Below are 23,372 nucleotides of genomic sequence, written 5' to 3'. Positions count from 1 at the left end.
TGCTACCCCTTAGCCTTTACGAAACATTTTCAGCATGCGCTGAGTCACGGTGAAACCACCGAAAATATTGATACTGGCGATCAGCACCGCGATAAAGCTCAGGAAGCTGATCCAGCCGCCGTGACCAATCTGCAGTAACGCCCCCACCACGATGATCCCGGAGATGGCGTTGGTTACCGACATCAGCGGCGTATGCAGCGCATGGGAGACGTTCCACACCACGTAGTAGCCCACGACGCAGGAGAGCGCGAAGACGGTAAAGTGGCCGAGGAACTCTTTTGGTGCGACGTCAGCCAGCCAGCCGAACAGAATAATCACCAGCGCCATGATCGCGTATTTGCGCCACGGAGAAGCCGGTTTGGCGGGTTCTTTTGGCTCAGGTGCCGCTTTTGTTGCCGCCTGAGGCTGAGCAGAAACCTGAATAGGCGGCGCAGGCCAGGTAATTTCACCTTCACGAACCACCGTGACGCCGCGCACAACAACATCGTCGAAATCAACGGTGACGTTGCCGTCTTTCTCTTTGCAGAGCAGCTTCAGCAGGTTGACCAGGTTAGTGCCGTAGAGCTGAGAAGACTGCGTTGGCAAACGGCCCGGCAGATCGGTATAGCCGATCACCTTCACGCCGTTAGCGGTCGTGGTTACCTGATTTGGAACGGTATATTCACAGTTACCGCCGTTTTGGGCGGCCAGGTCGACAATCACGCTGCCCGGCTTCATGGAGTCAACCATCTCACGGGTAATCAGCTTCGGCGCCGGTTTACCCGGGATAAGCGCGGTGGTGACAATAATGTCGACATCTTTCGCCTGGGCGGCGAAGAGTTCCATTTCGGCTTTGATAAAGGCTTCGGACATCACCTTCGCGTAACCATCGCCGCTGCCTGCCTCTTCCTTGAAATCCAGCTCAAGGAATTCGGCGCCCATACTCTGGACCTGTTCCTTTACTTCAGGACGGGTGTCAAAGGCGCGTACGATAGCGCCCAGGCTGTTTGCCGCACCGATTGCGGCAAGGCCCGCTACGCCTGCGCCAATCACCATCACTTTCGCCGGAGGGACTTTACCCGCGGCGGTGATTTGACCGGTAAAGAAGCGACCAAACTCGTGGGCCGCTTCAACAATGGCGCGATAGCCGGCAATGTTTGCCATGGAGCTTAAGGCATCCAGCGACTGCGCGCGCGAAATGCGCGGCACGGAGTCCATCGCCATCACGGTCACGCCGCGGGCCGCCAGCTTCTCCATCAGCTCCGGGTTTTGCGCAGGCCAGATGAAGCTCACCAGGGTCGTTCCCGGATTCAGCAGCGCAATCTCACTCTCTTCCGGTGCGTTGACCTTCAGAATCACCGGCGACTGCCAGACGTCAGCACCGTCGACCACTTCCGCGCCGGCCTGGATAAAGGCCTCGTCATCGAAACTCGCCAGTTTGCCTGCGCCGCTTTCAACCGCGACCGTAAAACCCAGTTTAAGCAGTTGCTCCACCGTTTTCGGTGTTGCCGCTACGCGGGTTTCATTGGCTAACCGTTCTTTTGGTACCCCAATACGCATAGTTTTCCCTTCCATCGGTTTTTGATGATGGTTTATCGATAAATGCCCGCGGTTTGTATCAATTTTCGCCATCGCGCGAGCGACGAGAGATGATTAACCCCGGAAAATAAAACAGTAACAAACTGTCTATAACCTACTGAAAATAGCGCCCGTGATCTACCGCCAGAAAACACTATTTCTTACTTTATCTGTGAAAAATAAGCGATCGGCGTCACTGACAGTGATATTTACCTTAAATTCACTGCCAGAACCGATAAAACGCGCAAGCGAAGCGGTAAAAACATGATATAGCGCCATAAGAGAACAACTTGTTAACATTAAATTAACTTGTAAAAGTCATATGCTTTATCAGTTTTACTTGTCAAACGCGTGTTTTTTCAACATATCACTAAATGTTATCGAATTCGGTGATTCAGTAAGCACAGGCAGTGAAAAATGGCGCAGACAGCGACGGGTTTTAAATGCAATAATCGGGACCGTCTCAAATTAACAACAATACCAGTACATGGTTTGCGCAAGGCGAAGGATCATTTTTATGAAGCTTAAGAACACACTCCTGGCGTCCGCACTTCTTTCCGCGACCGCCCTGTCTGCGAATGCCGCAACAGAGTTAACGCCGGAGCAAGCGGCAGCGTTAAAACCTTTTGACCATACGGTCATTGTGGGTCGTTATAATTCTATTGGCGACGCCGTCGCCGCTGCATCAAAAGCCGCAGATAAAAACGGGGCGGCCTCGTTTTATGTCGTTGACCAGTCCGATTACGGCAACAGCGGTAACCAGCGCGTGACCATTGCGCTGTTCAAAGACAATGCGCCAAAAGCTGACGCACCAAAAAACCGCGTGATCAACGGTGTTGTTGAACTGCCGAAAGATCAGGCGATTGAGCTGGAACCTTACGACACCGTCACCGTTCAGGGCTTCTATCGCAGCCAGCCTGAAGTGAACGATGCCATCACCAAAGCCGCGAAAGAGAAAGGGGCCTACTCTTTCTTCATCGTGCGTCAGGTCGATGCTAACCAGGGTGGCAACCAGCGTATTACCGCGTTCATCTATAAAAAAGATGCGAAAAAACGTGTTCTGCAGAGCCCGGATGCCATCCCGGCGAATTCAGAAGCAGGTCGCGCGGCGCTAGCGAAAGGCGGCGAAGAAGCGAAGAAAGTTGAAATTCCAGGCGTAGCAACGACCGCTGCTCCAAGCGCTGAAGTGGGCCGTTTCTTCGAAACGCAGTCCACAAAAGGTGGCCGTTACTCCGTTACGCTGCCGGACGGTACCAAAATTGAAGAGTTGAACAACGCCACTGCAGCGCAGATGGTGCCGTTCGACAGCATTAAGTTTACCGGCAACTACGGCAACATGACGGAAGTCTCTTACCAGGTCGCGAAGCGTGCGGCGAAGAAAGGGGCGAAGTACTACCACATCACCCGCCAGTGGCAGGAACGTGGTAACAACGTGACCATCAGCGCCGATCTGTACAAGTAACAACATCGTTTACGAAAGGCGGCGCAATGCCGCCTTTTTTTGTTACTTTTTTTGAATTTCTGCCTCACGTCATTGCATGCATTCGTTACACTCCGTAAAATCCCGCGCCTTAGTGTGATCCACCATTTTTATGCGCCTGAGCGAAATAATTATTCTGGATTTTGACCTTTCATAACAGGAAGCCAATGGAAAAGAAACTTGGCCTGAGTGCTCTGACTGCACTCGTTTTAAGCTCAATGCTGGGTGCAGGCGTATTCAGTTTGCCGCAAAATATGGCCGCCGTCGCCAGCCCTTCCGCGCTCATCATTGGCTGGGGCATTACGGGTGTCGGCATACTGCTGCTGGCCTTCGCGATGCTGCTGCTCACCCGCATACGCCCGGATCTCGACGGCGGCATTTTCACCTATGCGCGTGAAGGTTTCGGCGAGCTGATTGGCTTCTGTTCCGCTTGGGGATACTGGCTGTGTGCCGTTATCGCCAACGTCTCTTATCTTGTAATCGTCTTCTCGGCGCTCAGTTTCTTTACCGATACGCCTGAGCTGCGCCTCTTTGGCGACGGGAATACCTGGCAGTCTATTGTGGGCGCCTCGGTGCTGCTGTGGTTCGTCCACTGGCTGGTGTTGCGTGGCGTACAAACGGCCGCCAGCATCAACCTGGTGGCGACGCTGGCGAAACTGGTTCCGCTCGGCCTGTTTATCGTTCTGGCCTTTGTTGCGTTCCGTATGGACGTTTTCAAGCTTGATTTCAGCGGCGTTGCGCTGGGCGTTCCCGTCTGGGAGCAGGTGAAAAACACGATGCTGATTACCCTGTGGGTGTTCATCGGCGTTGAAGGCGCGGTCGTAGTTTCTGCCCGGGCCAGGAATAAACGCGATGTGGGCCGCGCCACGCTGCTGGCCGTACTGGCCGCGCTGGGGGTCTATCTGCTGGTGACGCTGCTGTCGCTGGGCGTGGTGGCGCGTCCTGAGCTGGCTGAAATGCGTAACCCATCAATGGCAGGCCTGATGGTGAAAATGCTCGGTCCCTGGGGCGACGTGGTGATTGCCGCAGGGCTGATCGTCTCCGTCTGCGGCGCTTACCTGAGCTGGACCATCATGGCGGCTGAAGTGCCGTTCCTGGCCGCGACGCACAAGGCGTTTCCACGCCTGTTCGCCCGTCAAAACCAAAACAGCGCGCCGTCGGCATCGCTCTGGCTGACCAACATCAGCGTTCAGGTCTGTCTGGTGCTGATCTGGCTCACAGGTTCAGACTATAACACCCTGCTGACCATCGCCTCCGAGATGATTCTGGTACCCTATTTCCTAGTGGGTGCGTATCTGTTAAAAATTGCCACACGCCCGGCGCATTATGTCGTAGGTGTCGGAGCCTGTATTTACGGCCTGTGGTTGTTGTATGCTTCCGGGCCTATGCATCTGCTGCTGTCGGTAGTGCTGTACGCACCGGGTCTGCTGGTGTTTATCTACGCCCGCCGCACGCATCAGCTGGAGAACGCGCTGAAACGCCGTGAGATGGCATTAATTGGACTGTTACTGGTTGCTGCCCTGCCGGCAACCTGGATGTTAATGGGTTAGCATCGCCTTTCCCATTGTTGAACTGTAAAGGAGAATACGATGGGAAATGCACCGCTTCGCCCAATACTGATTACCGGTGGAGGCCGCCGTATCGGCCTCGCCCTCGCCCATCACTTTCTCAACCTTCGCCATCCGGTCATTGTCAGCTACCGTACGGAATACCCGTCGATTGAAGGGTTACGCAAAGCCGGGGCGGTCTGCATTCAGGCTGATTTTTCAACCGATGAAGGCATTCTGGACTTTGCCGACAAGGTAAAAGCCACCACGACGGGACTGCGCGCCGTGATCCATAACGCAAGCGCATGGTGTGCCGAAAAACCGGGTACGTCACTCAGCGACACGCTCTCCGCCATGCTGCAGATCCACGTCAATGCCCCTTATCTGCTTAACCACGCTCTGCAGGATCTGCTGCGCGGCCATGGGCACGCGGCGGGCGACATTATTCACTTCACCGATTATGTGGTGGAGCGAGGCAGCGACAAGCACATCGCCTACGCGGCCAGTAAAGCCGCACTGGATAATATGACACGCTCGTTCGCCCGCAAGCTCGCGCCCGAGGTGAAGGTAAACGCCATCGCCCCGGCGATGATTTTGTTTAACGAAAACGATGATGCGGAGTATCGCCAGCAGGCCCTGAATAAGTCGCTCATGAAAATCGCTCCGGGCGAGAAAGAGGTGATCGACCTTGTGGATTACCTGCTCACCAGCTGCTACGTCACGGGCAGAACCTTTGCCGTGGACGGCGGCCGCCCGCTGCGCTAGTGAAAGCGGCTCCAGAAGAAAATTAACACCCAGGCGCTGAGTCCCCAGCAGACCACCGCCCCGCTCAGCGCCAGGGGAAGACGCAGAAAACCGGTGAAATACCACAGCGAAAGCAGGTAGAGAAAATACGGAATGATAGACCACATGCCAAACACAATGGTCGTGCGTAACGCTTCCGTGCCCCGCTCAGAAGCCACGATATAGTGGGCAATCAGCGCAAAGGTCGGGAACAGCGGGATTAGCCCGGCAATGTAGTAGTTTTTCGTTTTTGCCAGAATGCCAATCAGTAACACCACCAGCGCGCCCAGTGCGGCTTTGATCGCCAGCCCCATACTTTTCCCTATAACAATCAAATAAAAATAAGAGCCAGAATAACGGAACCGGCGTTAATTTTGAAAGATTAATGGAAGGTTAAGGTTCCGCGGTGTATGTTGGCTTTTTTCACGAAAACAGACGCTGTATGAATAAGATTGTTTATGTTGAAGACGAACCCGAGGTCGGGCAGCTGATCGCCGCCTATCTGGGTAAACATGATATGGACGTCATTGTTGAACCTCGCGGCGATCGTGCCGAAGAGGTGGTCGTCCGTGAAAACCCGGATCTGGTACTGCTGGATATTATGTTGCCAGGCAAAGACGGCATGACGCTCTGCCGTGACCTGCGCGCCCGGTGGGAGGGCCCTATCGTCCTGCTCACCTCACTGGACAGCGATATGAACCACATTTTGTCGCTGGAGATGGGCGCAAATGACTACATTCTGAAAACCACACCGCCTGCCGTCCTGCTTGCCCGCCTGCGCCTGCATTTGCGCCAGCACGCCAGCATCGAACGCGAAGCACCCGCGCCGTCTCTGACGCCGCACAAAGCGATGCGCTTCGGTACGCTGTCTATTGACCCCATTAACCGCCAGGTGCTGCTCTCCGGCGAGCTTATCGCCCTCTCCACCGCAGACTTTGACCTTCTGTGGGAGCTGGCAACGCACGCCGGGCAAATCATGGACCGCGACGCGCTGCTGAAAAACCTGCGTGGCGTGAGCTATGACGGAATGGACCGCAGCGTTGACGTGGCGATTTCGCGTCTGCGCAAAAAGCTGCAGGATAACGCTACCGAGCCCTACCGCATTAAAACCGTGCGTAACAAGGGTTATCTGTTTGCCCCGCACGCCTGGGAAACCTGATTCCGTTATCTGGTTAGCATAACGTGCGCGAAATGAAGGCATTACACGGTGATGTCCTCTCTTTCGCGCGTTTATTTTTACGTTTGCGCAACAATTAACTTGCTAAGCACGCGAACTATTCCATAATTAAAACTACTCCTTCCTTTTCTTCGCCCGTACCGCCCCGGCTACATCCATATTTCTGTTCACCGTGAAGCTCTCACGAAACATCGCTCATAAAATCTTGAAATGAGGATTTAAGCTCATGCATTATGTATAGCTACTATGAAGTAGAGGCCATCAAAACCAATCTTGAATGGATTGTTAATCAGGCTGCGCTTAGCCATTCCTCCCCCTCACGCGCCGATCAAAAAGCGCTCTTTGATCTCCTTGAGCTCATCCAGACTTACGAAATACTTCTGGATTTGATTAACGAATTCGGTACCGATGTGATTGATATGCACATTGCGGAAGGACTGGCCGTAACGGAAACACTCATCGCTAAGGTAAAAAACAGCGCGAATGCCATGTAACGCGCTTCACAGACATGAAAATATCGACGGTTTTTCATGTATATTCTGCACAAAGCGTTTCTTCGGTGAGATCCAATGAAAAAGCTGTTTGTGCAGTTTTAGTGTGCAGAAAAAACCCAACTCATTGAAATGGATATACTTATTATTTTTTCAATAAGTTAGCCCGAAACGTTTAACGGACATCTACGGACATTCACGGTCTTTTTTGTGCCCCTTTTGGTGTCCCTTCCTTCAAAATGCCCCAAAATTTGCCCCCAAAATCCCCCTCTTTTGCATAGCTCCTTCCAGTTTCGTAACACACCGCTGTACGCACTCCATTCTCTTCAGGAGAATCGCCCCGAATACGTTTGTAAGACTTAACCAGCGCGCTACTTTTTCTCCCTGCCCTATAATACTTTCAGTATGACTAACTGGAGGTTTCTATGTGTGGACGTTTTGCACAAGCACAAACACGTGAAGAATATCTGGCTTACCTGGCCGACGAAGCCGATCGTGACATTGCCTATGACCCGGAACCTATTGGCCGGTACAACGTGGCGCCAGGTACTAAAGTCCTGCTGCTGAGCGAACGCGACGAGCAATTACACCTCGATCCGGTATTCTGGGGCTATGCGCCCGGGTGGTGGGATAAGCCGCCACTGATTAACGCGCGCGTCGAAACTGCGGCCACGAGTCGAATGTTTAAACCTTTGTGGGAACATGGCCGGGCGATCTGCTTTGCCGATGGGTGGTTTGAATGGAAGAAAGAAGGCGACAAGAAACAGCCCTACTTCATTCACCGGGCAGACGGTCAGCCTATTTTCATGGCTGCAATCGGCAGCACGCCGTTCGAGCGCGGCGATGAATCGGAAGGTTTCCTGATAGTGACATCTGCAGCTGACAAAGGCCTGGTGGATATTCATGACCGCCGGCCACTGGTTTTGTCAGCAGTAGCAGCAAGGGAATGGATGCGTCAGGACGTTGGAGGGAAAGAAGCTCAAGAGATAGCGGCCGACGGCGCTGTACCAACCGACAAGTTTATCTGGCATGCGGTGGCCCGTGATGTTGGAAATGGAAAAAATCAGGGGAGAAAATTGATAGAACAAACAGATATATAATCTGCAGTTCTTTTGATGCGCACTTTATATTTGGCTCAATATTATCTTACTTTAAGAAAGAAATATATTTGCAGCCATCGGACCACTAAGTCCATTTATACGATAAAATTCAACACGAACACCTGGCTTTAACGTTTGGCTTTCACTATTACTTATTGCAGAAACATGCAAAAAAACATCTTTTCTGCCATCTGATGGGATAATCAATCCCTTTCCGCTCTTGAAGTCAAAACTTTTGACAATTCCTGTCATTTTACGAGACAAATATTTTCCTAATGGTAATCCAGATTTCACTATACAGGATCAGTTAATAATAGCTAACACTATTTTAACGGCCTTCTAGAAGGCTAAGATAAAATTTGCTTAATCATTCAACACGTGCCTTAATGGTTTGGCTGATTCGGTGCGATGATGAATCTAACTTTTCCAAAAGCCGTTCTCATAACTAGGTGTTATCTCTGATATCCCTCCTCTTGAGTCCATACATATACCAGCATACGTTTCTTATCATGAGTTTGCTTGTCAGTTTGAAATGTTCAAACGGAGTTTGTATGTCATCTAAAATCATAGGTCTTGTTAAGTGGTTTAACGAAGATAAGGGGTTTGGCTTTATCTCCCCACTCGATGGAAGTAAAGATGTTCTTGTTCACACTTCTTCCCTGCTGGGAGAAACATTTAATACTCTTTTTGAAGGACAAAAAGTCAAATTCGCTATCATAGCTGGAACTAAAGGTCCAATCGCTGCCAATGTAACACTTTGCGATAGATAATTTTTAGATGGTTTGCTTAAGCCAGCATGACTTTATCAGTGAAAGGTGATGTTCGGTTACTCACATCATTACAACAGGCCAGCATATTTACTTACCATCAAGTTTGCTGACCGATGTGATGAAATGCAGGTCTGCTGCATGAACAGTCTCAAAGCAGAAGCTAACTGCTTATAAAATACTAAAGTGCGTAAGAGGTTAGGCAGCCTCCAAAAGCATCACTTCTTATTTTTTTTAATTTTTTTTAGAAGCGCTGGGAAGATTTGAACAAAGCACAGCAGTATGGGCACACCAACTGAGCCCCCTTTTGTACACGATTGTAACTATGTTCGGAATCTTTTGAGCAGTTTGGACAAGGGCATTTTACTAAATAATTTCGGCGGAATTGAGTGTTTTTACGTGCAGACATAGACTTCTCCAGTTCAAATGGACCGTTACAGTACACGTTAAGAAAGTATAATGCTTGTTTTAATTTCGAAAGAGGCAAAAAAATTAACAAACAGAACCCTTTCGACCACCTGCAGGGGCTAGAAACCCTCAAAATACATGGTGATATATGAAAAAAGTAATCATTTTTTTTAATGGTAAGCCAAGTAAAGTTATCACTGTGCTTAAAGGTGTGACATCAATACGCGAAGAATATCCTAATGGAGAAGTGATAAACCTTCAGATAATGTCAGCAGGTTTTCCCTCTTTAACAGGTGACCATGAAGTGGTCCATGTGGCATCAGATCGAGAGCTTACCTCTCAGGAAATATTAGATGCGGCGCAGAAGTATCTTTGACGCTAGGGATTCAACGCAGACATTCATGAAATCATTATTATAACTACGTTTAATTATTATAGCCTGCTTAACGCAAGCTTTTTTTTACCCCATACAGACATTTATAATTAAGATATGGACATTCAACACCATGGCAATATCACTCTATTGCTGAAGCAACCATAAGGCTTCCATGAAAATCCTACATTACACAGTATTAATAGTTGCTGAAGCCCAATCCTCAGATAATAATATCAACCCTCTCATCTTGGATCTCTTGCATGACCGAAACTATTCAAGTAAGTCAAACCGAGGCGTTAAACTTCCACCCCATGCATTCGTTGGTTCAGAGGGTCAGGCAGTTTTAGAGTGGGAGTCTGAAAAAGATGGAGCAGAAAAACTAAAAAAAAGACTCTACCAGATGCTGCATCGAATTATACGTCTAGAAGAATGTCGCACAGCAATTTTTCTAATGATTTGCCCAGAAGATAAAACATTAACATTTGTTTCAAGACTTAAAGTAAAAAAATGAACATCGATGTTTTAACCTTCACCATCTGAAAATACTTTGACCGCGCAAACCGCGAAAAATCATGAGACAAATCAGTAAATACTGTATCATTTGCTAAGCATTGCTGTTACATTCGGTTTAATGATGAATCCTCCTCAGCGGCAGGGCTAATTAACCTGATGATTTGTATATCAAGCGGCTCATCGTGAATTTCTGAAGCAGCGAGTCACGAGTGGTTAGTTCAATGACTCACCGGGAGGCACCCGGCATCATATCCGTGAGCCCCTGTATAATTACAGGGGCTTATTTACATTACAAAAGCATAGTCGTAGACATATTATTGTTAATACTCATAGCCGGTAATTAGGTTCGGATGAATGGACCGATTAAAGAATCATCTAACTTTTATTAGGTCTGAATACCTCGTAGTATATCGTGGAGATAACATATCCCGTTTCATCTGCCACTGCTGCTGTATGCCCTGCCCGGCAAAATAAAGCGTTCCCTTTCCATCTTTCGCGTTCAGATAATCCAGAACTTCCATCAACCTTTCGCTACCAGCACGCGGCGCGTTTTCGTCGAACAGGTTCAACTGAGCCACGCCTTGGCTGAAAAAATCCCCCAGCAAGATTCCAGCCTTTTGATAGCGATGGCCATCCTGCCAGATTTTGTCCAGGCACTTTACCGCGGCGTTGATGATGTCGCGGGAATCCTGAGTGGGTGTGAGAAGCTTCATGGACGCACTGTTACCGTAATAGGGCTCGTTAAGCGCAAAGGGAGAGGTTTTCACGAACGCAGAGATAAAGCGGCAGTACTGATGCTCACCCCGAAGTTTTTCAGCGCCACGGGCCGCATAGCTGCAAATAGCCTGGCGCATCTGCTCATAGTCCGTGACGCGTTCGCCGAATGACCGACTGCAGACGATTTCCTGCTTTGCTGGCGCAAACTCCTCCAGATCAAGACAAGGCTCGCCGCGCAACTCCCGGACCGTTCGCTCGAGTACCACGTTAAAGTGTTTACGTATAATCCATGTGCTTTGTTCTGAGAGGTCCAGAGCCGTTTTAATGCCCATGGCGTTAAGCTTCTTACTTATGCGGAGGCCAACGCCCCAGACGTCCTCTACGGGTACCAGGGCAAGGAGTCGGCGCTGGCGATCGATATTCGATAAATCAACTACTCCGCCAGTCTGCCGCTGCCATTTCTTTGCGGCGTGGTTGGCGAGTTTAGCGAGTGTTTTTGTCTGGGCAATGCCAACGCCAACGGTGAGGTGCGTACGCTTCAGAACCGTAGCGCGGATCTCCTTGCCGAACTCGGTCAGGTCCCGGCAGTTTCGCACTCCAGTAAGATCACAAAAAGCTTCATCGATACTGTAAATTTCGACGCGGGGGCTCATTTCCTCTAGCGTCGTCATTACCCGGTTCGACATATCAGCATACAGCTCGTAGTTACTGCTGAAGCAGACAACGCCAGCGCGCCGGAAAAGCTCCTTTTGCTTGAAGAAAGGCTCTCCCATGGTAATTCCAGCGGCCTTGGCCTCGGCACTGCGTGCGATTACACAGCCATCGTTATTCGAGAGAACGACAACCGGGCGCCCTCTCAGGTCAGGCCTGAATACGGTCTCGCATGAAGCGTAGAACGAATTCACATCACAGAGCGCAAACATACTCAGCTCGCCGATTTGACGATGAAAGTAACAACGCCGAACACATTAAGCGTGTCCTCGCTGCCGACAATAATCGGCGAGTAAGCGCTGTTCATAGGATTGAGCTGCACGGTCGGGCGCAGTTGCAGGCGCTTAACAGTGAACTCACCCTCCACCGCGGCGATGACAATGTCACCATGCTCAGCAGTGCGTGAGCTGTCCACCACCAGCAGATCACCATCGCTGATCCCGGCTTCGATCATTGAATCACCTGCGGCTTTGACGAAATAGGTGGAGCTCGGATGAGCGACAAGTAACTCATTGAGATCGATACGCTGTTCAACGTAATCAGCTGCGGGGCTTGGGAAACCACACTGAACTAAGTCACTGAATAGCGGGAGAGCGATAATTTCTCGCAGTTCTGTTGGCCTAATGAAGTCCATTGCGTACACCTCAAATACTGTTTTTATATACAGTAGTTTTCTTTTTGAGGGTTCGCAATACTGCGGATTCCTTATGGCTGTACAAAGCTTCACCGCTTCGCTTGTAAGTTTCTATCTCTCCTCGAATTATAACCTTTGTAAATTTTTCGAGTTCTGACTCAGATGCGTATATTTAGACCAACCCTGAGTGATCTCCGCCAGCAAAAGGCATTGGGCATTACCGGCATCACCGCTACTTACTACCAAACTGGTGTATAACTAACCTACCTTACACTGAAAAATTAGTAGGTTAACCAGCCGTTTATTATCTATTATCATTCCGGCGAATTGATAATCGAAAACAGGAGTAAGAGCTTGCAGATTTGCATGATGGATTATGGCCGGCTGTCGTCAGATGGGAAAACGCTCAAGCTGGACTGTTATGGTATTGGATCATTTGACGTTCTGTCAGGGATCGAACGATATATCAACAATCCTAACTGCTCAGATATTGAAAAAGCCGCGATTCCACCCGGTACTTACTGGATTGTTGATCGACCCACTGGTAGTTTCGTTAACCAGGCGAGAGCTGAAATAATTGATCTGGCACACCTGTATAAAAACCATCACTCTGAATGGTTCGGTTTGTACAGTGCGCAAACCATGAGCGATTACGTCTATGTTAACGGTACGAAACGTGGCAGTTTCAGACTCCATCCTCTCAATACTGATGGTTCTGGTGTATCGTGGGGCTGCATCACCCTTTACAGAGCAGCCGATTTCCAGATTCTTCGTAATGCATTACTCAAACGGAAAAAAGTGACTGTACCCGGCGGAAAAGGATTAATGGCATACGGGCGTATTGATGTACGTGGTGTTCCTGACTTCAGTAAATGTGGTGTGAGATGAAAATCATAATATTCGTTACTTTGCTTATCGTCTGTTTTATCCTCATCCCAGATAGCTGGATTAATGATGTTTTCATGCAACATATTCGGATATCAGGTGATGGAGAAGAGGCCATGAATAACTATGATTTCACAATAATTTTGATTAAATTTTCTCTGTCCGCATTAATAGCGTTCTTGCTGATAAGACTGAAGAAACTTCTGAAGAAATAATTTTTGGTCATCAGAATTATCGATGCCGCCGCTGCTTGTTCTTTCGATTGGGCCGCGGCGCTAAACTTCCATGACTAAGAAAATTTTTTCTTAAACTCATCAAGTCCTTTCTGTGTTTTTTCCAACTGCTTAATGACGTAATTGAGAGCCAGTGCTGTATCGAGCATGATAACGTTGTTATCCAGTGCCAACGTATCATCAGCATCAACTCTGTTTCCTTCGCTATCAAACTTTGGCGCGGCAGGGACCAGCTTTACGTACTCACTATCAATCTTCATGACGTCCTGAGCGATTACACCCCGGCGAACTCTCTTACGAGGGTCATCGTTGTAGACGTAAGTTGCTGGCAGGAATTTCTTGATATTCTCGTATGACTGATAACCATCATCATATTTAATATCGTGCTTCAGCGTAATGTCACAGTTAGGCTGCTTCTGGAAAATATAGTTACCGGAAAGATTTCCACCAGCGTTGGCGTATATATCACCGTTTGCTGTCGTGAATTGAAATATACGTTGCCCGGCAGAACCACCATCCCCGAGTGTTGTTATTGCTACATCCGCCCACGAACTAGGCCCGGTAGCTATAGAACCAAGCCCTACTGTTGAAGAGTATCCACCACTGCATTGACTATGCCAACGGGCAAAAGGGATAAACCCTGCATCATTATTAACGGACACGTTACCTCGGAAAAAAGAGATATTTCTTTGCCATGTGTTAATGTCTGACCATGAGCCACCATAACCAGCCCCATCAGCTCCACACGAAGATGATTTGAATCTCTCATCGGGGTAAAACAAAAATGAACCCGCCGTACCAGTTCCGCTATTAACATTTAACTGCGCTCTGTCTAAATTAGTCCCGCTCCCCCGAACACCGCCCAGAGACCAGTTCCCGTTATACCAGGCCCCTCCCACAGCGTTTACATAACCTCCTACACTCCCATCCCCTGTGATGTTGTATAGCTTTACAGTCTTATCACCACCTTCCTGAGTAGATACGCCAATGCTGCTACCCTGAGTTACCATTAAATTCCCGGTTACTGTTCCACCCGTTTTCCCGTTCAACGAGCTTGTCTGGCTGATTACATACGGCCATGATGGTCCCGTAAACGTTGTACCGTCTGGTAGCTTCACAGTAATGTTACCAGCAGCACTAAAAACCTGTTGCCAGTTCTGTTTGTCGTAATTCAGTCCACGCAGTGCTTCAGCGCTTTGCGCCACCAGCGCGGCAGTTACCATATTCAGCGCCACACGGGGGACGGCTGACCAGGCCGCACCAGATTGCGTTGGCCCGGTGAAGTTGCTGACCAGTATCAGTTGGGTATCACTATCTACCGTTTTTACTGGTAACGTGTACGGAACGCCGCCCACAGTAGAGACAATGAAGTCACCTGCGGCAAGTTCGGTAGTAAAAGAGGTTCCGGAACCGCCAACAATAGCGGATCCATTTGTCAGGGTGAGGGTACCTGCCGACATAAAAGACTCCTGAGTGCAGATAATAAAAAACCCGCCGAAGCGGGTTCTTGTTTTGTTCACTTTGAACAGGTCGACCTGGTGAAGTTATTTTTGCTCACCCATCGCCAATTGAAGGGGTAGCCTGCCCTATATTCTGTCTGATTGGCTACTTTGCGCACATCGTAAATCTGTACCGACAGAACCTGACCTCCAATAAGTGCGTCTGCCTCGCATAATGGCTTTTGCTTTTGCAGAACTGAACCAGAGCAAGCAGAAAGAAACAGGCAAAATGCCATCGCTAACATTATTTTCGTCATTTCACACCTTGATTAGTTTTTATTAAGTGAAAACTAACGCAGCGGTACTGAAATATAAAATAGATATGACAGATCAATTAAATGAATTTGATCGCTTAAAACGATCAATCATAGGCGGCGGTGTTGATAGCCGTCAAAGCTATTCCAGTCGTTGTCCCACCCGCAGCAGAACCGGTAGCCGTGGTCGAGGGCGCGGCATTAATTCTGGTTGATGAACCATTAAACCGACATCCTGAGTAGGCTGTGATATTCACAATAGTGGGTGGTTTAGTGTTATTGTTCTGGATGATCTGGGAGCCAAGAATAGCGGGTGCCACCGCATAACTACCAGGCAAAGTGACGTCAATATTAATTCCACCTGTCGTAGCTCCAGGCGTCCCAACAGTCACAAGGTCACTCAATATCCGACTCTCGTTTGTCAGAACCAACTTCCCGGTGGCATCCCAGATAGCAAATCCCCATTTTGGCAATGTCTGAGGATAAATAGCAAAGATGTAAGCCGTTAATGTATGTGCCTGTCCATAGGCATTGCTTGATCCAACAAGAATATTTCCTCCTGATCTGGCTGCAGTAACCATAGTAGGCTGAGCAGTATCACTCGTTTTGCAAAAAACCATCGCCGGATAAGAAACGTCCAGAGCTATTGTTGCAGATGCACCGTGATATGCCCCGCTTGCTACTGAGTTAACCACTACCCTCCTGTAGAGACAAAATGGCGTGGACTGAGGCGTAATAAAGGGATTTCCATTATCCAGAGCTATCAGTGCGCCATAATCTGCCATTATGCTTTCTCCACAAAAACTACGAGCTCACATTCAGAGGCTGGATAATTTCCAATCCCAACGCTGTTTGCCGCGCCAAGAGTTATCGTATTTCCGCTGGCGACGATACTGCGCCCTACCGAGACCGCCCCCTTATCCAGAGAAACGACAAACCCGACCTTCATTCCTGCCGGAATGGTAAACGACCAGCTTCCAGAGTTTTGTCCCTCAGAAAGTTGAATACGTCCGACCACTGAAACTGGCTTAATACCATAATTGTTCGGATTGCCATTGGCATCCCATGTCTGAATGCCCCACGTCATTAAAATACTCCTGTAAGTTTACCAATCTGTACGCGGAGGACACCGTTCGCATCCCTGATGCTGTCAGTAACGTTCGTGGTCTTTCTTGCGCCCTGCCCATCGCTGCCGTAGTTTTCCCAGGTACCGCCTTTGTCCAGTTTCCACCCGGACTGCCCTGGTACGTAATTGTTGGACTGGATGAAGTTGCCAATTTTAGCATTGGTGATCGTGCCATCCTGAATAAATGCTGAGCTCATAAAGACCTGACCATTAACCACCGCGAACGGTGAATACTGGGCGTCACCACTGCCACTCATCAGTACAAACTGATTAGCGTTGAACCCAATACGGGTAACTACCGGTTTCCCGGCCTCAGCAAGCACAGCAATCGACATCCCAGCGTTGTACATCACGCCGTTTATCCTCACGCCTGTTTTGAGGGTGTAGATTGCCGAAGCACCGGAGGCATCGACGACGGCTGTGAGCTTGTCTTCTAGGGAAGCGGTGACGTTGTCGATCTGCGCCTGCACCTGTGTCGACATTTCGGCCATTGCCCTATCCACCTCAGCAATAGTAGTTTTCACAACGAGGATATCGGCGCGTACCTCTCCGTATTGCGCCCATTGATGTTCAACTGTTCTGTGGTTGGCCAGCGCGTTCTGCATTGCAGCTTCAAGATTGGTATCAATATCACTGGTCAGGCGGTCGCCGTCGGCCGAGGTAAGGAAATCATCTGCGATTTCACCCAGATAATCATCAGCATTATCGTTAGACATTCCCCTGATCCAGTCGGTATAGCCGGACTCGTTACCCGTTCTGTCGACCAGCTGGGCGCGATACCAGAATTCCTGCCCGGCTTTCAGCCCGAGCTGGGTATATTCAGCAGATGGATAAGGTACGTCCGATAGCAGCAACGGATCGGAAAAATCGCTGTTGGCCGTGTACTGGATTTCTGTTTTGAGGGTATCGCCGGTGTTTTCCGGGAACCCCCAGTTCAGACGAATACCCCAGTTAATGCCCGTAGCCATAAAGCCCACTGGCTTGGGAGGATTGCCAACTTTGCCGGTCAACGTCTTCTCTTCTGAATATCCCCATCCGGAAGAAATTTCCGCTGCGTTGATAGCACGCACGCGCACCAGATAGCGTCCGGCGTAAATCCCCGGGACGTCGAATGACGTGGTGGAACTGCGAGGCACGTTAACCCAGTTTCCGTCGTTGCGGCGCCATTGCGCCTCATAGGCGATGGCATTTTGTGCCTGGCCCCAGCTTACGCGCATGGTTTCGACGCTGATATTTTGCTGAATCACCGAAAACGAGCTGATCGCGATGTTGACTGGCGGCGACTGATTACCTGGAAGGATGACACTTACCGGCCGCTGATCTATAACGGCACCTGTATCGATACGGGCATATTTATCCGGATCGTGATTTGCCCCCGTGATGGTATATGTCCCGTCATTGTTATCGGTGACACTAATTACCCTGTACTGCTGCGCATAAAGTTCATCAGATTCAATAACCCATACAGCCTCAGTCTGCGGAAATTCGCTAAAGGCGGTTGTCACGGTAACCATTCCACCTGACAGGGACTGAATCGTCCGGGATTGGGTAATACCCGACGGCAGGTTTACCATTATCCTGTCACCGGCCTTAGCACTTGGCACCCGGTCAAGTTTGAGTACACGACCATTAACCGCGGATAATCGACCGCCTAAATCTCGACCAGAGAGATTGCGATCAGAAACAGCAATTATGTAGCCCGGCTGAGGAATATTACCGTCCAGACCAACGTCAAACGTTACAATCCTATCTTTATTGTTGGTCAGGATTCCCCAGCGCCCTTTTCTGTTAGCCTCAGACTGCCGGGTGCAACCGATGGCGGTGATCTCAAGCTGGTTGAAACCATAGCGCGCCACCAAAGCCTGCTCGAAGACGGGCTCCATTGCATCAGCATAGCCATTTGCCGGATCTGACCAGGAAACAAGAGCATTTGTGTAGCGACTTTTGGTTGTGCTGCTGGAATAAACAAATTTGCCGTCGACTACGTTAGCGTGCGTGTAGGTAAAATCGACATCTCTGGGCATGTCTGCAAGGGCAACAATCTGCTCGTCTCCCCAGTAGGTCATGCCTCGAAAAATGGCAGCAAAGTCACGCAGGACAGTGTAAGCGTCATTTCGATCCTGAATGTAAACGTTGCAGGTGTAACGCGGTTCAGTTCCGCTACCACCCTTACCGTCCGGTACCGATTGATCACAATATTGAGCGACCTGATAAAGAGTCCATTTGTCGATGTTGGCTGCCGTTAGCCGATTACCAAGGCCGAAGCGGTCAGTGACCACCAGATCGTAAAATATCCACGCAGGGTTATCCGTCCATGCCCACTTAAATGCGCCCGTCCAGGTGCCGCTGTACGTTCGTGTTTCCGGGTCATAGGTATCGGGCACACGAATAACACGTCCGCGAGGCTCGCAGGAAATTTGCGGAATTGAGCCATTGAACTGGCTCGAGTCAAATTCAATGTACAAAAGCGCAGAGTTCGGATATCGAAGTTTGGCGTCGATTACTTCTGTGAAGCTTTGCAGCGTCATCGTGTCGCCAATCTTCGCGCTATTGGCATCGGCTGTAATTTTGCGCAGCCTGATGGTCCAGGTGCTGCCCGCCTGAGGTAAATCAATACGGTGGCTGCGCTCGTAACCTGACGTCGTTTTCCCGGTCACGCTGGTATTCAGCACTGTCTGCCAGGAGCCGCCATCTGTCTGCAGGTCAATTGCATAGTTGACCGAATAGCCAACCAGATCGCCATCATCCTCCTGTTTGAAGAGAGAAGGCCATTTTAGACGCAGGCGAACAGCTGAAAGCTGCGTATTAGTGAACGTGCGCGTCCACGCTGTAGAGCTGGAAACTTCGGAGCCTACATTGATTTCATTTTCGGTACCCGGGATCCCTTGAATGTATTTTTGCGCCTGAGTTCCAGAACGAAACTCCCACGCCACACCGCTGAAGTTCTGTGAACCATCTGCGTTCTCAAGTGCGGTGCCATCGAGATAAATATCGCGCGCAGTAAGGCCACCAGCAAACTCCCCCTCTCCCAGCGCGAGAAGGATTTTTGCCTTGGCTACTGACTGCAGATCGTCTGGCTGTTCTGTAGGAGTTCTTGAGCTTGAACTGCCGCCCTTGCGGCCTTTAATAGCGGTTGCTATAGCCATATTGCGCCCATAAAAAAAGCCACCCGGAGGTGGCCATAATTAGAACAATGTTGAATTAAATATTATTTGATAAGCAAACCAAAATAATAGTGCTCATCGAAAATACGGAGAAAGCGAATTGCACAATTACGAACGTACTCTAATTGTTCCGAACGAGGAATGTCACCGTGTCGCGGATAGTTCAGGTAATAATACCCAACCTCATATTCATAATTATTTGTAAAATCATCATGCAATGCGCTCCAGTACGTCATTACTCTATATAAAAGGCCATTTGGCAAGTCATACCATTTAGCAAAAGTTCTAGTTAATTCACTCCAGACATCATCCTCAAGTTCAGAATAGGTGAGCTTTTTGAATGTTAGTCGCATTGCCAATATGAACGCGACTCGTTCAGTAGGCAACACTTCCCCAATCTCATCAACGTAGCCATCAAAGTAGCGAAATACCTCATCTTTCGAGATTTCCTTATCTAATCCCAAAGATGCCAAAATCAAAAGATTTGAAGACTCATTGCCAGCAGAAATCTGGTTTTCAGCCCAGTCTGTGAACGCCCTTCTGTCCAAACCAGGCTCGTTTAATTTTCTTAATCCAAGTAAATCTTGAAAGTCTATAGCATAACCATCCATAAGCATTTCCAGTCTTATAATGCGTTCTTTCAAGAAGATACTCTTAGCTTGGCACTATAGCTACTGCTGATCGTCAACATAAATGCCAGCAGAAATGATCGCACCACCGATTCGTCGCTTGCCGTAAAGAAGCGGTACCGGATTTCCTTGGGCTGTCGTATTGGTTACTCCACCAAATGCGTAGCTGGCCTTGTTGTCTGCCGATTGCTTGCTGGCAAGTCCGGTTGTCTGTGGAGAAAGCATTTGTACGACACCGCCAAGGGCCATCGCAGCGCCAAATTGCATTAGAGGAACGCCGACAGCACCACCGCCAAAGTATGACGCCACAGCACCAACTGCGACCAAAGCCACGCCTAAGATGGTCTGGAATACTCCACCACGTTTACTCCCGAGGATAACCGGCGCAATACGGATATCAGCACTACTCTGATCCATAGAGAGTTCGTCATCGTTCAGGTTACGCTTACCGCTGAAAACAGCGTAGGTTAGGCCGCGCTGCTTGCTGGTATTCAAAAAACGCTCGAAGCCTGGCACGATAACGCACAATGCGCGGATGGCTTCTTTTGGTGAGGCTACCGAAAGTTGGAATTCGCGGCCAAACGTAGTACCCAAAACACCATATAGACGAACAGTACGGACGGATTCGCACATTATCCCTCCTGCATGATTAGGCTTTTATGCCTGACAATTTTCATGGTTCTCTCCATCCAGTAACCTCCATATGGCACACGTTGACTGAGGTGACCATAAAGATGATGGAGAAGCATGTTCCCCTCCAGCAAGATCCCTGAATGGTTCCACTTATTCGATTCCACCTGCATGATGATCAAATCGCCCGGCATTGGTGATCCACTGAATTCTCGGAACCCACATTCGTACCAGCAATCCTGATAGAAATTATCCGGATAGGAGTCCTCCCACCACGGATAATCAACACGGTAATCCTGAAGTTCGACATCATGCTCCTGCCGGAAATAGCTCATCACCAGCCCCCAACAGTCGTAGTGTCCGAGCACAAACGGGCGCCCGAGCAACGGCAATTCACCTCGGGGAGTAATGGTACGAAAGTCTCCTTCAGGCCAACTGACAATATGCCAGGGCAGCAACGTTGCATCGCATTGAGCCTTGTCCAGTTCGCTTGGTTGGGTCGTCGCGTCAGGGTGACTATGTACGATTCCCGTTATCGTCCCCCAGTCTTCAGCAGCGGCGTAATCCTCTGGTGAAAGGTGAAACTGTTCCGTTGGTTCAGCAGCCAGATTACGGCATGGGAAATAGCGTTCCACCCGGCTTTTCTGCGCTATCACACCACAGCATTCGCGGGGATATTCTTTCGCAGCATGCGCCAGGATGGCCTGAATCGTTTTCTGACGCATATTAGCTCCTGATCAAAGATGTTCCCGGAAAACCACCGAAAGGAAGTTCATTGTGTTCACCAAACCGAAGCTTGCAGGCGGTGAGCGTGCCGTTGCATTGATCCAATGAGGGATCGCTTACCGGATTGTTGTTTCTGTCGAAGTAAAGCGTGCCGGCATAATCGCACCCATCGCCGGTGCGGTACCTATTCCGGATGCACCATGTGCAAAGGGAATGCAGCTGCCTGGTCGGGATCATTAACCCCTGCAGATCCATCGGGCTGGTAAGAACAAACTCGATACTTTCATCGGGAAGCTCGCTATTTTTACCGTCGATATAGAAAACCCGCTTTCTCACCTGCAAGGGATCTGCTGTTGGATTTCCATCCGGGAAATTGCGCGCATCCAGGTAATGCGCAAAAGTGTCATGAATCGTAACTTTGGCCTGCAGCATATCGTCATAGGCCAGACAGAGTGCAGTGATAGAGCTGTCAATGTTGGCAACGGTGAGCGTAGGCTGGGCGCTACTGCCATCGGTTGAAGCTTCCAGTCCCTCGAGCTTATATGGCCAGGCACCATACTCTTCGCCCTGCCACCAGATACTCTTCGCCTTTAACTTTGATTCGTCGCCACCAGCAGCCGCAATCTCTTCTTCAGTATGCGGGAGGTTATAAGCGTGAAAGCGCAGAACGTCCTCCAGGCCAAACGCAGAACCGTCTACCTCAAGAAGACGTATTTTTTCACCAGGTTCGAGGCGTTGATAATCTTCAGTAATCATGGTGCGTATGCCTGTTTGAAGGTTGCTTTTATGGTCATCACCTTGCTGGATAGCGGCTGGACTTTAATGGAATCAGCTTCAATCCGGTATAAACCGGTTTCGCCGACAGGAGACGTCCAGATAAAGGATTTTGTGATGTGTTTGCGGCAAAAACTCAGTGCATCGAGCATCTCTGCTTTTTTTCCCGTTAAGGTCATCGGCCATGACTGTTTTTCAGGGTTGATCCCTTCACCGGCGATCTGTTCAAAGCCGTCGCCAAAGGATGCAGAGCGTGTTGCGTAAGTGAACTCCCCTTCCATGCCCGCCTGAATCTGGGTTCGCCAGTTAAATATTTCGATCGCCATGTTTCCCCCGGGCATAAAAAAAACCCGCCGAAGCGGGTTAAGTTGATAAGTCAGCTCAAAGATATCTTTTCTTTAAATCTTCAAGCCTGCTGTTTTCTTTCTCTGTAAAGCCAGAAGCATCAAACATCGCTTCTTTATTTGCACCATTTACTCTCGTTACTGTAACTGTGAAGACCGCATCAGCTGGAGCATCAACCTGCCCCCATTCAGAAAACTTATTCGGAGCCAATGCCCAAGTAGCTTCTTCACCCGGTTCAAGCCCGCCAGCAATTTCGTAGTTAAAATCTTTTTCCAGCCATGGAACTGAACGTCCATCGCTGGCTATCACTCCATTGAAGTACACACGGGAAATAGCTTTATCAGTATTGTTTTTCACAACAAGGCGAATAATAGGTTGTGGCTTCCCATACTCTTCAGGTTCCAGGCTAAATCGAGATGATAGAACCTGTACTTTTTTGAGTTCTTCTTTGGCCTTCTCAGAGTCAGCTTTTTTCTGTTCAAGCTCTTTGATTTCCTGAATTGCCTGCTCTTTCTGCTTAAGTTCCCTCTCGGCAGTTACTTGCTGGGCATAAGAGATGATTTCCTCACCAGTTTTGCCAGACAGGGGCTCGCGCATCTTCTTGCTTAGATCTTCTTTGTCACTTTCTGACGATGCTCGCATCAGATCAGCCATATTAATGTTACTGAACGCTACGACCTTTAAAGCATTATCAAATTCCTCCCGTTTATTTTCCGGAAGTGATTCTCTGACCTTGGCTATAGATGATTTCATTGCGTCATCAGTTGATGAGTCAATTTTAGGTTTATCGCACCCGGCTAATAAGAAGGAAAGAAATAACACACCTACAATTTTTTTCATGTCCCT

Annotated in this window: 27 protein-coding genes; 10 read left to right on the top strand and 17 right to left on the bottom strand. The window is 49.2% G+C overall.

The genetic code is table 11. The features are described 5' to 3' along the window. Positions 1-9: 9 nt before the first annotated feature. Positions 10-1,539 carry a Re/Si-specific NAD(P)(+) transhydrogenase subunit alpha gene (gene pntA, locus ACMGGX_RS19800; protein ID WP_023311474.1) on the bottom strand — a complete coding sequence of 510 codons (1,530 nt, stop codon included), beginning with the start codon at positions 1,537-1,539 and terminating at the stop codon, positions 10-12. A gap of 535 nt (positions 1,540-2,074) precedes the next feature. On the opposite strand from pntA, the gene ydgH reads away from it, so the two are divergent. The 3 genes from ydgH (at position 2,075) to folM (ending at position 5,349) form a co-directional block, all read left to right on the top strand. Then, complete coding sequence (gene ydgH, locus ACMGGX_RS19795) at positions 2,075-3,019, top strand: DUF1471 family protein YdgH (protein WP_045356963.1); 945 nt, start codon at positions 2,075-2,077, stop codon at positions 3,017-3,019. Between the two features lie 185 nt (positions 3,020-3,204). Continuing rightward, positions 3,205-4,587: an amino acid permease gene (locus ACMGGX_RS19790; protein ID WP_063440040.1), complete on the top strand. Its 1,383-nt coding sequence runs from the start codon at positions 3,205-3,207 to the stop codon at positions 4,585-4,587. A gap of 39 nt (positions 4,588-4,626) precedes the next feature. Further along, on the top strand, positions 4,627-5,349 hold the full coding sequence (folM, locus tag ACMGGX_RS19785) for a dihydromonapterin reductase (RefSeq protein WP_063440033.1): 723 nt from the start codon (positions 4,627-4,629) through the stop codon (positions 5,347-5,349). Here folM and ACMGGX_RS19780 read toward each other — a convergent pair. Next, positions 5,346-5,681, bottom strand: coding sequence for a GlpM family protein (locus tag ACMGGX_RS19780; protein ID WP_023311470.1), 336 nt, complete (start codon positions 5,679-5,681; stop codon positions 5,346-5,348). The genes folM and ACMGGX_RS19780 overlap by 4 nt on opposite strands. A 128-nt stretch (positions 5,682-5,809) precedes the next feature. Between ACMGGX_RS19780 and rstA the strand changes: the two genes are divergently transcribed. The 3 genes from rstA to ACMGGX_RS19765 all read left to right on the top strand — a co-directional run bounded on the left by rstA (position 5,810) and on the right by ACMGGX_RS19765 (position 8,135). Then, a complete protein-coding gene (rstA, locus tag ACMGGX_RS19775; RefSeq protein ID WP_021241154.1) occupies positions 5,810-6,526 on the top strand; it encodes a two-component system response regulator RstA in 717 nt (238 codons plus the stop codon). Between the two features lie 251 nt (positions 6,527-6,777). Further along, on the top strand, positions 6,778-7,038 hold the full coding sequence (locus ACMGGX_RS19770) for a hypothetical protein (RefSeq protein ID WP_202769918.1): 261 nt from the start codon (positions 6,778-6,780) through the stop codon (positions 7,036-7,038). 422 nt (positions 7,039-7,460) lie between these two features. After that, positions 7,461-8,135: an SOS response-associated peptidase gene (locus ACMGGX_RS19765; protein WP_400453925.1), complete on the top strand. Its 675-nt coding sequence runs from the start codon at positions 7,461-7,463 to the stop codon at positions 8,133-8,135. Between the two features lie 51 nt (positions 8,136-8,186). Here the strand turns inward: ACMGGX_RS19765 and cspF are convergent, their stop codons facing one another. Continuing rightward, the gene (cspF, locus tag ACMGGX_RS19760) at positions 8,187-8,399 is read right to left on the bottom strand and encodes a cold shock-like protein CspF (protein ID WP_400454406.1); all 213 of its coding nucleotides are present in this window, start codon (positions 8,397-8,399) and stop codon (positions 8,187-8,189) included. Between the two features lie 287 nt (positions 8,400-8,686). Between cspF and ACMGGX_RS19755 the strand changes: the two genes are divergently transcribed. After that, complete coding sequence (locus ACMGGX_RS19755) at positions 8,687-8,905, top strand: cold shock domain-containing protein (RefSeq protein ID WP_042719078.1); 219 nt, start codon at positions 8,687-8,689, stop codon at positions 8,903-8,905. A gap of 241 nt (positions 8,906-9,146) precedes the next feature. Here the strand turns inward: ACMGGX_RS19755 and ACMGGX_RS19750 are convergent, their stop codons facing one another. Next, positions 9,147-9,311 (bottom strand): YnfU family zinc-binding protein, encoded by a 165-nt coding sequence (locus tag ACMGGX_RS19750; protein WP_213729873.1) that lies wholly within the window; start codon positions 9,309-9,311, stop codon positions 9,147-9,149. A gap of 147 nt (positions 9,312-9,458) precedes the next feature. Between ACMGGX_RS19750 and ACMGGX_RS19745 the strand changes: the two genes are divergently transcribed. Continuing rightward, a complete protein-coding gene (locus tag ACMGGX_RS19745) occupies positions 9,459-9,686 on the top strand; it encodes a phage protein (protein ID WP_047652164.1) in 228 nt (75 codons plus the stop codon). A gap of 172 nt (positions 9,687-9,858) precedes the next feature. Next, positions 9,859-10,197 (top strand): hypothetical protein, encoded by a 339-nt coding sequence (locus tag ACMGGX_RS19740; RefSeq protein WP_420298815.1) that lies wholly within the window; start codon positions 9,859-9,861, stop codon positions 10,195-10,197. A gap of 373 nt (positions 10,198-10,570) precedes the next feature. Here ACMGGX_RS19740 and ACMGGX_RS19735 read toward each other — a convergent pair whose 3' ends face one another. Together ACMGGX_RS19735 and ACMGGX_RS19730 are read right to left on the bottom strand one after the other, a co-directional pair. Beyond that, positions 10,571-11,839 (bottom strand): Y-family DNA polymerase, encoded by a 1,269-nt coding sequence (locus tag ACMGGX_RS19735; protein WP_420298814.1) that lies wholly within the window; start codon positions 11,837-11,839, stop codon positions 10,571-10,573. Positions 11,840-11,841: 2 nt separating this feature from the next. Beyond that, a complete protein-coding gene (locus tag ACMGGX_RS19730; RefSeq protein ID WP_063440027.1) occupies positions 11,842-12,261 on the bottom strand; it encodes a translesion error-prone DNA polymerase V autoproteolytic subunit in 420 nt (139 codons plus the stop codon). A 354-nt stretch (positions 12,262-12,615) separates the two neighbouring features. Here ACMGGX_RS19730 and ACMGGX_RS19725 point away from each other — a divergent pair, with 354 nt between their 5' ends. After that, positions 12,616-13,149 carry a DUF2778 domain-containing protein gene (locus tag ACMGGX_RS19725; RefSeq protein ID WP_063440026.1) on the top strand — a complete coding sequence of 178 codons (534 nt, stop codon included), beginning with the start codon at positions 12,616-12,618 and terminating at the stop codon, positions 13,147-13,149. A gap of 286 nt (positions 13,150-13,435) precedes the next feature. On the opposite strand, the gene ACMGGX_RS19720 is transcribed toward ACMGGX_RS19725, so the two are convergent. The 11 genes from ACMGGX_RS19720 to ACMGGX_RS19670 form a co-directional block, all read right to left on the bottom strand. Beyond that, positions 13,436-14,839, bottom strand: a complete 1,404-nt coding sequence (locus ACMGGX_RS19720; RefSeq protein WP_420298796.1) for a tail fiber domain-containing protein — start codon at positions 14,837-14,839, stop codon at positions 13,436-13,438. A 56-nt stretch (positions 14,840-14,895) separates the two neighbouring features. Further along, positions 14,896-15,135 carry a phage exclusion lipoprotein Cor gene (gene cor, locus ACMGGX_RS19715; RefSeq protein ID WP_074166715.1) on the bottom strand — a complete coding sequence of 80 codons (240 nt, stop codon included), beginning with the start codon at positions 15,133-15,135 and terminating at the stop codon, positions 14,896-14,898. 104 nt (positions 15,136-15,239) lie between these two features. Continuing rightward, a complete protein-coding gene (locus ACMGGX_RS19710; protein ID WP_074166714.1) occupies positions 15,240-15,917 on the bottom strand; it encodes a hypothetical protein in 678 nt (225 codons plus the stop codon). Further along, complete coding sequence (locus ACMGGX_RS19705; protein WP_063440020.1) at positions 15,917-16,219, bottom strand: hypothetical protein; 303 nt, start codon at positions 16,217-16,219, stop codon at positions 15,917-15,919. The genes ACMGGX_RS19710 and ACMGGX_RS19705 overlap by 1 nt, the downstream gene beginning before the upstream one ends. Beyond that, complete coding sequence (locus ACMGGX_RS19700) at positions 16,219-19,404, bottom strand: host specificity protein J (RefSeq protein ID WP_420298795.1); 3,186 nt, start codon at positions 19,402-19,404, stop codon at positions 16,219-16,221. The genes ACMGGX_RS19705 and ACMGGX_RS19700 overlap by 1 nt, the downstream gene beginning before the upstream one ends. A 62-nt stretch (positions 19,405-19,466) precedes the next feature. Further along, on the bottom strand, positions 19,467-20,033 hold the full coding sequence (locus ACMGGX_RS19695; RefSeq protein WP_420298794.1) for a hypothetical protein: 567 nt from the start codon (positions 20,031-20,033) through the stop codon (positions 19,467-19,469). A gap of 60 nt (positions 20,034-20,093) precedes the next feature. Further along, positions 20,094-20,684, bottom strand: a complete 591-nt coding sequence (locus ACMGGX_RS19690; RefSeq protein ID WP_063440014.1) for a tail assembly protein — start codon at positions 20,682-20,684, stop codon at positions 20,094-20,096. Then, on the bottom strand, positions 20,684-21,406 hold the full coding sequence (locus ACMGGX_RS19685) for a C40 family peptidase (protein WP_088205518.1): 723 nt from the start codon (positions 21,404-21,406) through the stop codon (positions 20,684-20,686). The genes ACMGGX_RS19690 and ACMGGX_RS19685 overlap by 1 nt, the downstream gene beginning before the upstream one ends. Before the next feature lies 1 nt (position 21,407). Next, positions 21,408-22,163 carry a phage minor tail protein L gene (locus ACMGGX_RS19680; protein ID WP_317454781.1) on the bottom strand — a complete coding sequence of 252 codons (756 nt, stop codon included), beginning with the start codon at positions 22,161-22,163 and terminating at the stop codon, positions 21,408-21,410. Continuing rightward, a complete protein-coding gene (locus tag ACMGGX_RS19675) occupies positions 22,160-22,507 on the bottom strand; it encodes a phage tail protein (RefSeq protein ID WP_420298793.1) in 348 nt (115 codons plus the stop codon). The genes ACMGGX_RS19680 and ACMGGX_RS19675 overlap by 4 nt, the downstream gene beginning before the upstream one ends. 55 nt (positions 22,508-22,562) lie before the next feature. Then, positions 22,563-23,366, bottom strand: coding sequence for a DUF6694 family lipoprotein (locus ACMGGX_RS19670; protein ID WP_313148659.1), 804 nt, complete (start codon positions 23,364-23,366; stop codon positions 22,563-22,565). Positions 23,367-23,372 lie beyond the last annotated feature (6 nt).

It is taken from the genome of Enterobacter sp. BNK-29 (genome assembly GCF_048684785.1).
Lineage (GTDB): Bacteria > Pseudomonadota > Gammaproteobacteria > Enterobacterales > Enterobacteriaceae > Enterobacter > Enterobacter cloacae_M.
Note: the sequence above shows the minus strand (reverse complement) of the source record. Positions and strands in the feature narration are given on the sequence as shown.

Excerpts from the sequence above, each read along its gene's own strand:
- pntA (WP_023311474.1), bottom strand. The coding sequence starts at position 1,539 with ATGCGTATTGGGGTACCAAAAGAACGGTTAGCCAATGAAACCCGCGTA.
- ydgH (WP_045356963.1), top strand. The coding sequence starts at position 2,075 with ATGAAGCTTAAGAACACACTCCTGGCGTCCGCACTTCTTTCCGCGACC.
- ACMGGX_RS19790 (WP_063440040.1), top strand. The coding sequence starts at position 3,205 with ATGGAAAAGAAACTTGGCCTGAGTGCTCTGACTGCACTCGTTTTAAGC.
- folM (WP_063440033.1), top strand. The coding sequence starts at position 4,627 with ATGGGAAATGCACCGCTTCGCCCAATACTGATTACCGGTGGAGGCCGC.
- ACMGGX_RS19780 (WP_023311470.1), bottom strand. The coding sequence starts at position 5,681 with ATGGGGCTGGCGATCAAAGCCGCACTGGGCGCGCTGGTGGTGTTACTG.
- rstA (WP_021241154.1), top strand. The coding sequence starts at position 5,810 with ATGAATAAGATTGTTTATGTTGAAGACGAACCCGAGGTCGGGCAGCTG.
- ACMGGX_RS19770 (WP_202769918.1), top strand. The coding sequence starts at position 6,778 with ATGTATAGCTACTATGAAGTAGAGGCCATCAAAACCAATCTTGAATGG.
- ACMGGX_RS19765 (WP_400453925.1), top strand. The coding sequence starts at position 7,461 with ATGTGTGGACGTTTTGCACAAGCACAAACACGTGAAGAATATCTGGCT.
- ACMGGX_RS19755 (WP_042719078.1), top strand. The coding sequence starts at position 8,687 with ATGTCATCTAAAATCATAGGTCTTGTTAAGTGGTTTAACGAAGATAAG.
- ACMGGX_RS19750 (WP_213729873.1), bottom strand. The coding sequence starts at position 9,311 with ATGTCTGCACGTAAAAACACTCAATTCCGCCGAAATTATTTAGTAAAA.
- ACMGGX_RS19745 (WP_047652164.1), top strand. The coding sequence starts at position 9,459 with ATGAAAAAAGTAATCATTTTTTTTAATGGTAAGCCAAGTAAAGTTATC.
- ACMGGX_RS19740 (WP_420298815.1), top strand. The coding sequence starts at position 9,859 with ATGAAAATCCTACATTACACAGTATTAATAGTTGCTGAAGCCCAATCC.
- ACMGGX_RS19735 (WP_420298814.1), bottom strand. The coding sequence starts at position 11,839 with ATGTTTGCGCTCTGTGATGTGAATTCGTTCTACGCTTCATGCGAGACC.
- ACMGGX_RS19730 (WP_063440027.1), bottom strand. The coding sequence starts at position 12,261 with ATGGACTTCATTAGGCCAACAGAACTGCGAGAAATTATCGCTCTCCCG.
- ACMGGX_RS19720 (WP_420298796.1), bottom strand. The coding sequence starts at position 14,839 with ATGTCGGCAGGTACCCTCACCCTGACAAATGGATCCGCTATTGTTGGC.
- cor (WP_074166715.1), bottom strand. The coding sequence starts at position 15,135 with ATGACGAAAATAATGTTAGCGATGGCATTTTGCCTGTTTCTTTCTGCT.
- ACMGGX_RS19710 (WP_074166714.1), bottom strand. The coding sequence starts at position 15,917 with ATGGCAGATTATGGCGCACTGATAGCTCTGGATAATGGAAATCCCTTT.
- ACMGGX_RS19705 (WP_063440020.1), bottom strand. The coding sequence starts at position 16,219 with ATGACGTGGGGCATTCAGACATGGGATGCCAATGGCAATCCGAACAAT.
- ACMGGX_RS19700 (WP_420298795.1), bottom strand. The coding sequence starts at position 19,404 with ATGGCTATAGCAACCGCTATTAAAGGCCGCAAGGGCGGCAGTTCAAGC.
- ACMGGX_RS19695 (WP_420298794.1), bottom strand. The coding sequence starts at position 20,033 with ATGGATGGTTATGCTATAGACTTTCAAGATTTACTTGGATTAAGAAAA.
- ACMGGX_RS19690 (WP_063440014.1), bottom strand. The coding sequence starts at position 20,684 with ATGTGCGAATCCGTCCGTACTGTTCGTCTATATGGTGTTTTGGGTACT.
- ACMGGX_RS19685 (WP_088205518.1), bottom strand. The coding sequence starts at position 21,406 with ATGCGTCAGAAAACGATTCAGGCCATCCTGGCGCATGCTGCGAAAGAA.
- ACMGGX_RS19680 (WP_317454781.1), bottom strand. The coding sequence starts at position 22,163 with ATGATTACTGAAGATTATCAACGCCTCGAACCTGGTGAAAAAATACGT.
- ACMGGX_RS19675 (WP_420298793.1), bottom strand. The coding sequence starts at position 22,507 with ATGGCGATCGAAATATTTAACTGGCGAACCCAGATTCAGGCGGGCATG.
- ACMGGX_RS19670 (WP_313148659.1), bottom strand. The coding sequence starts at position 23,366 with ATGAAAAAAATTGTAGGTGTGTTATTTCTTTCCTTCTTATTAGCCGGG.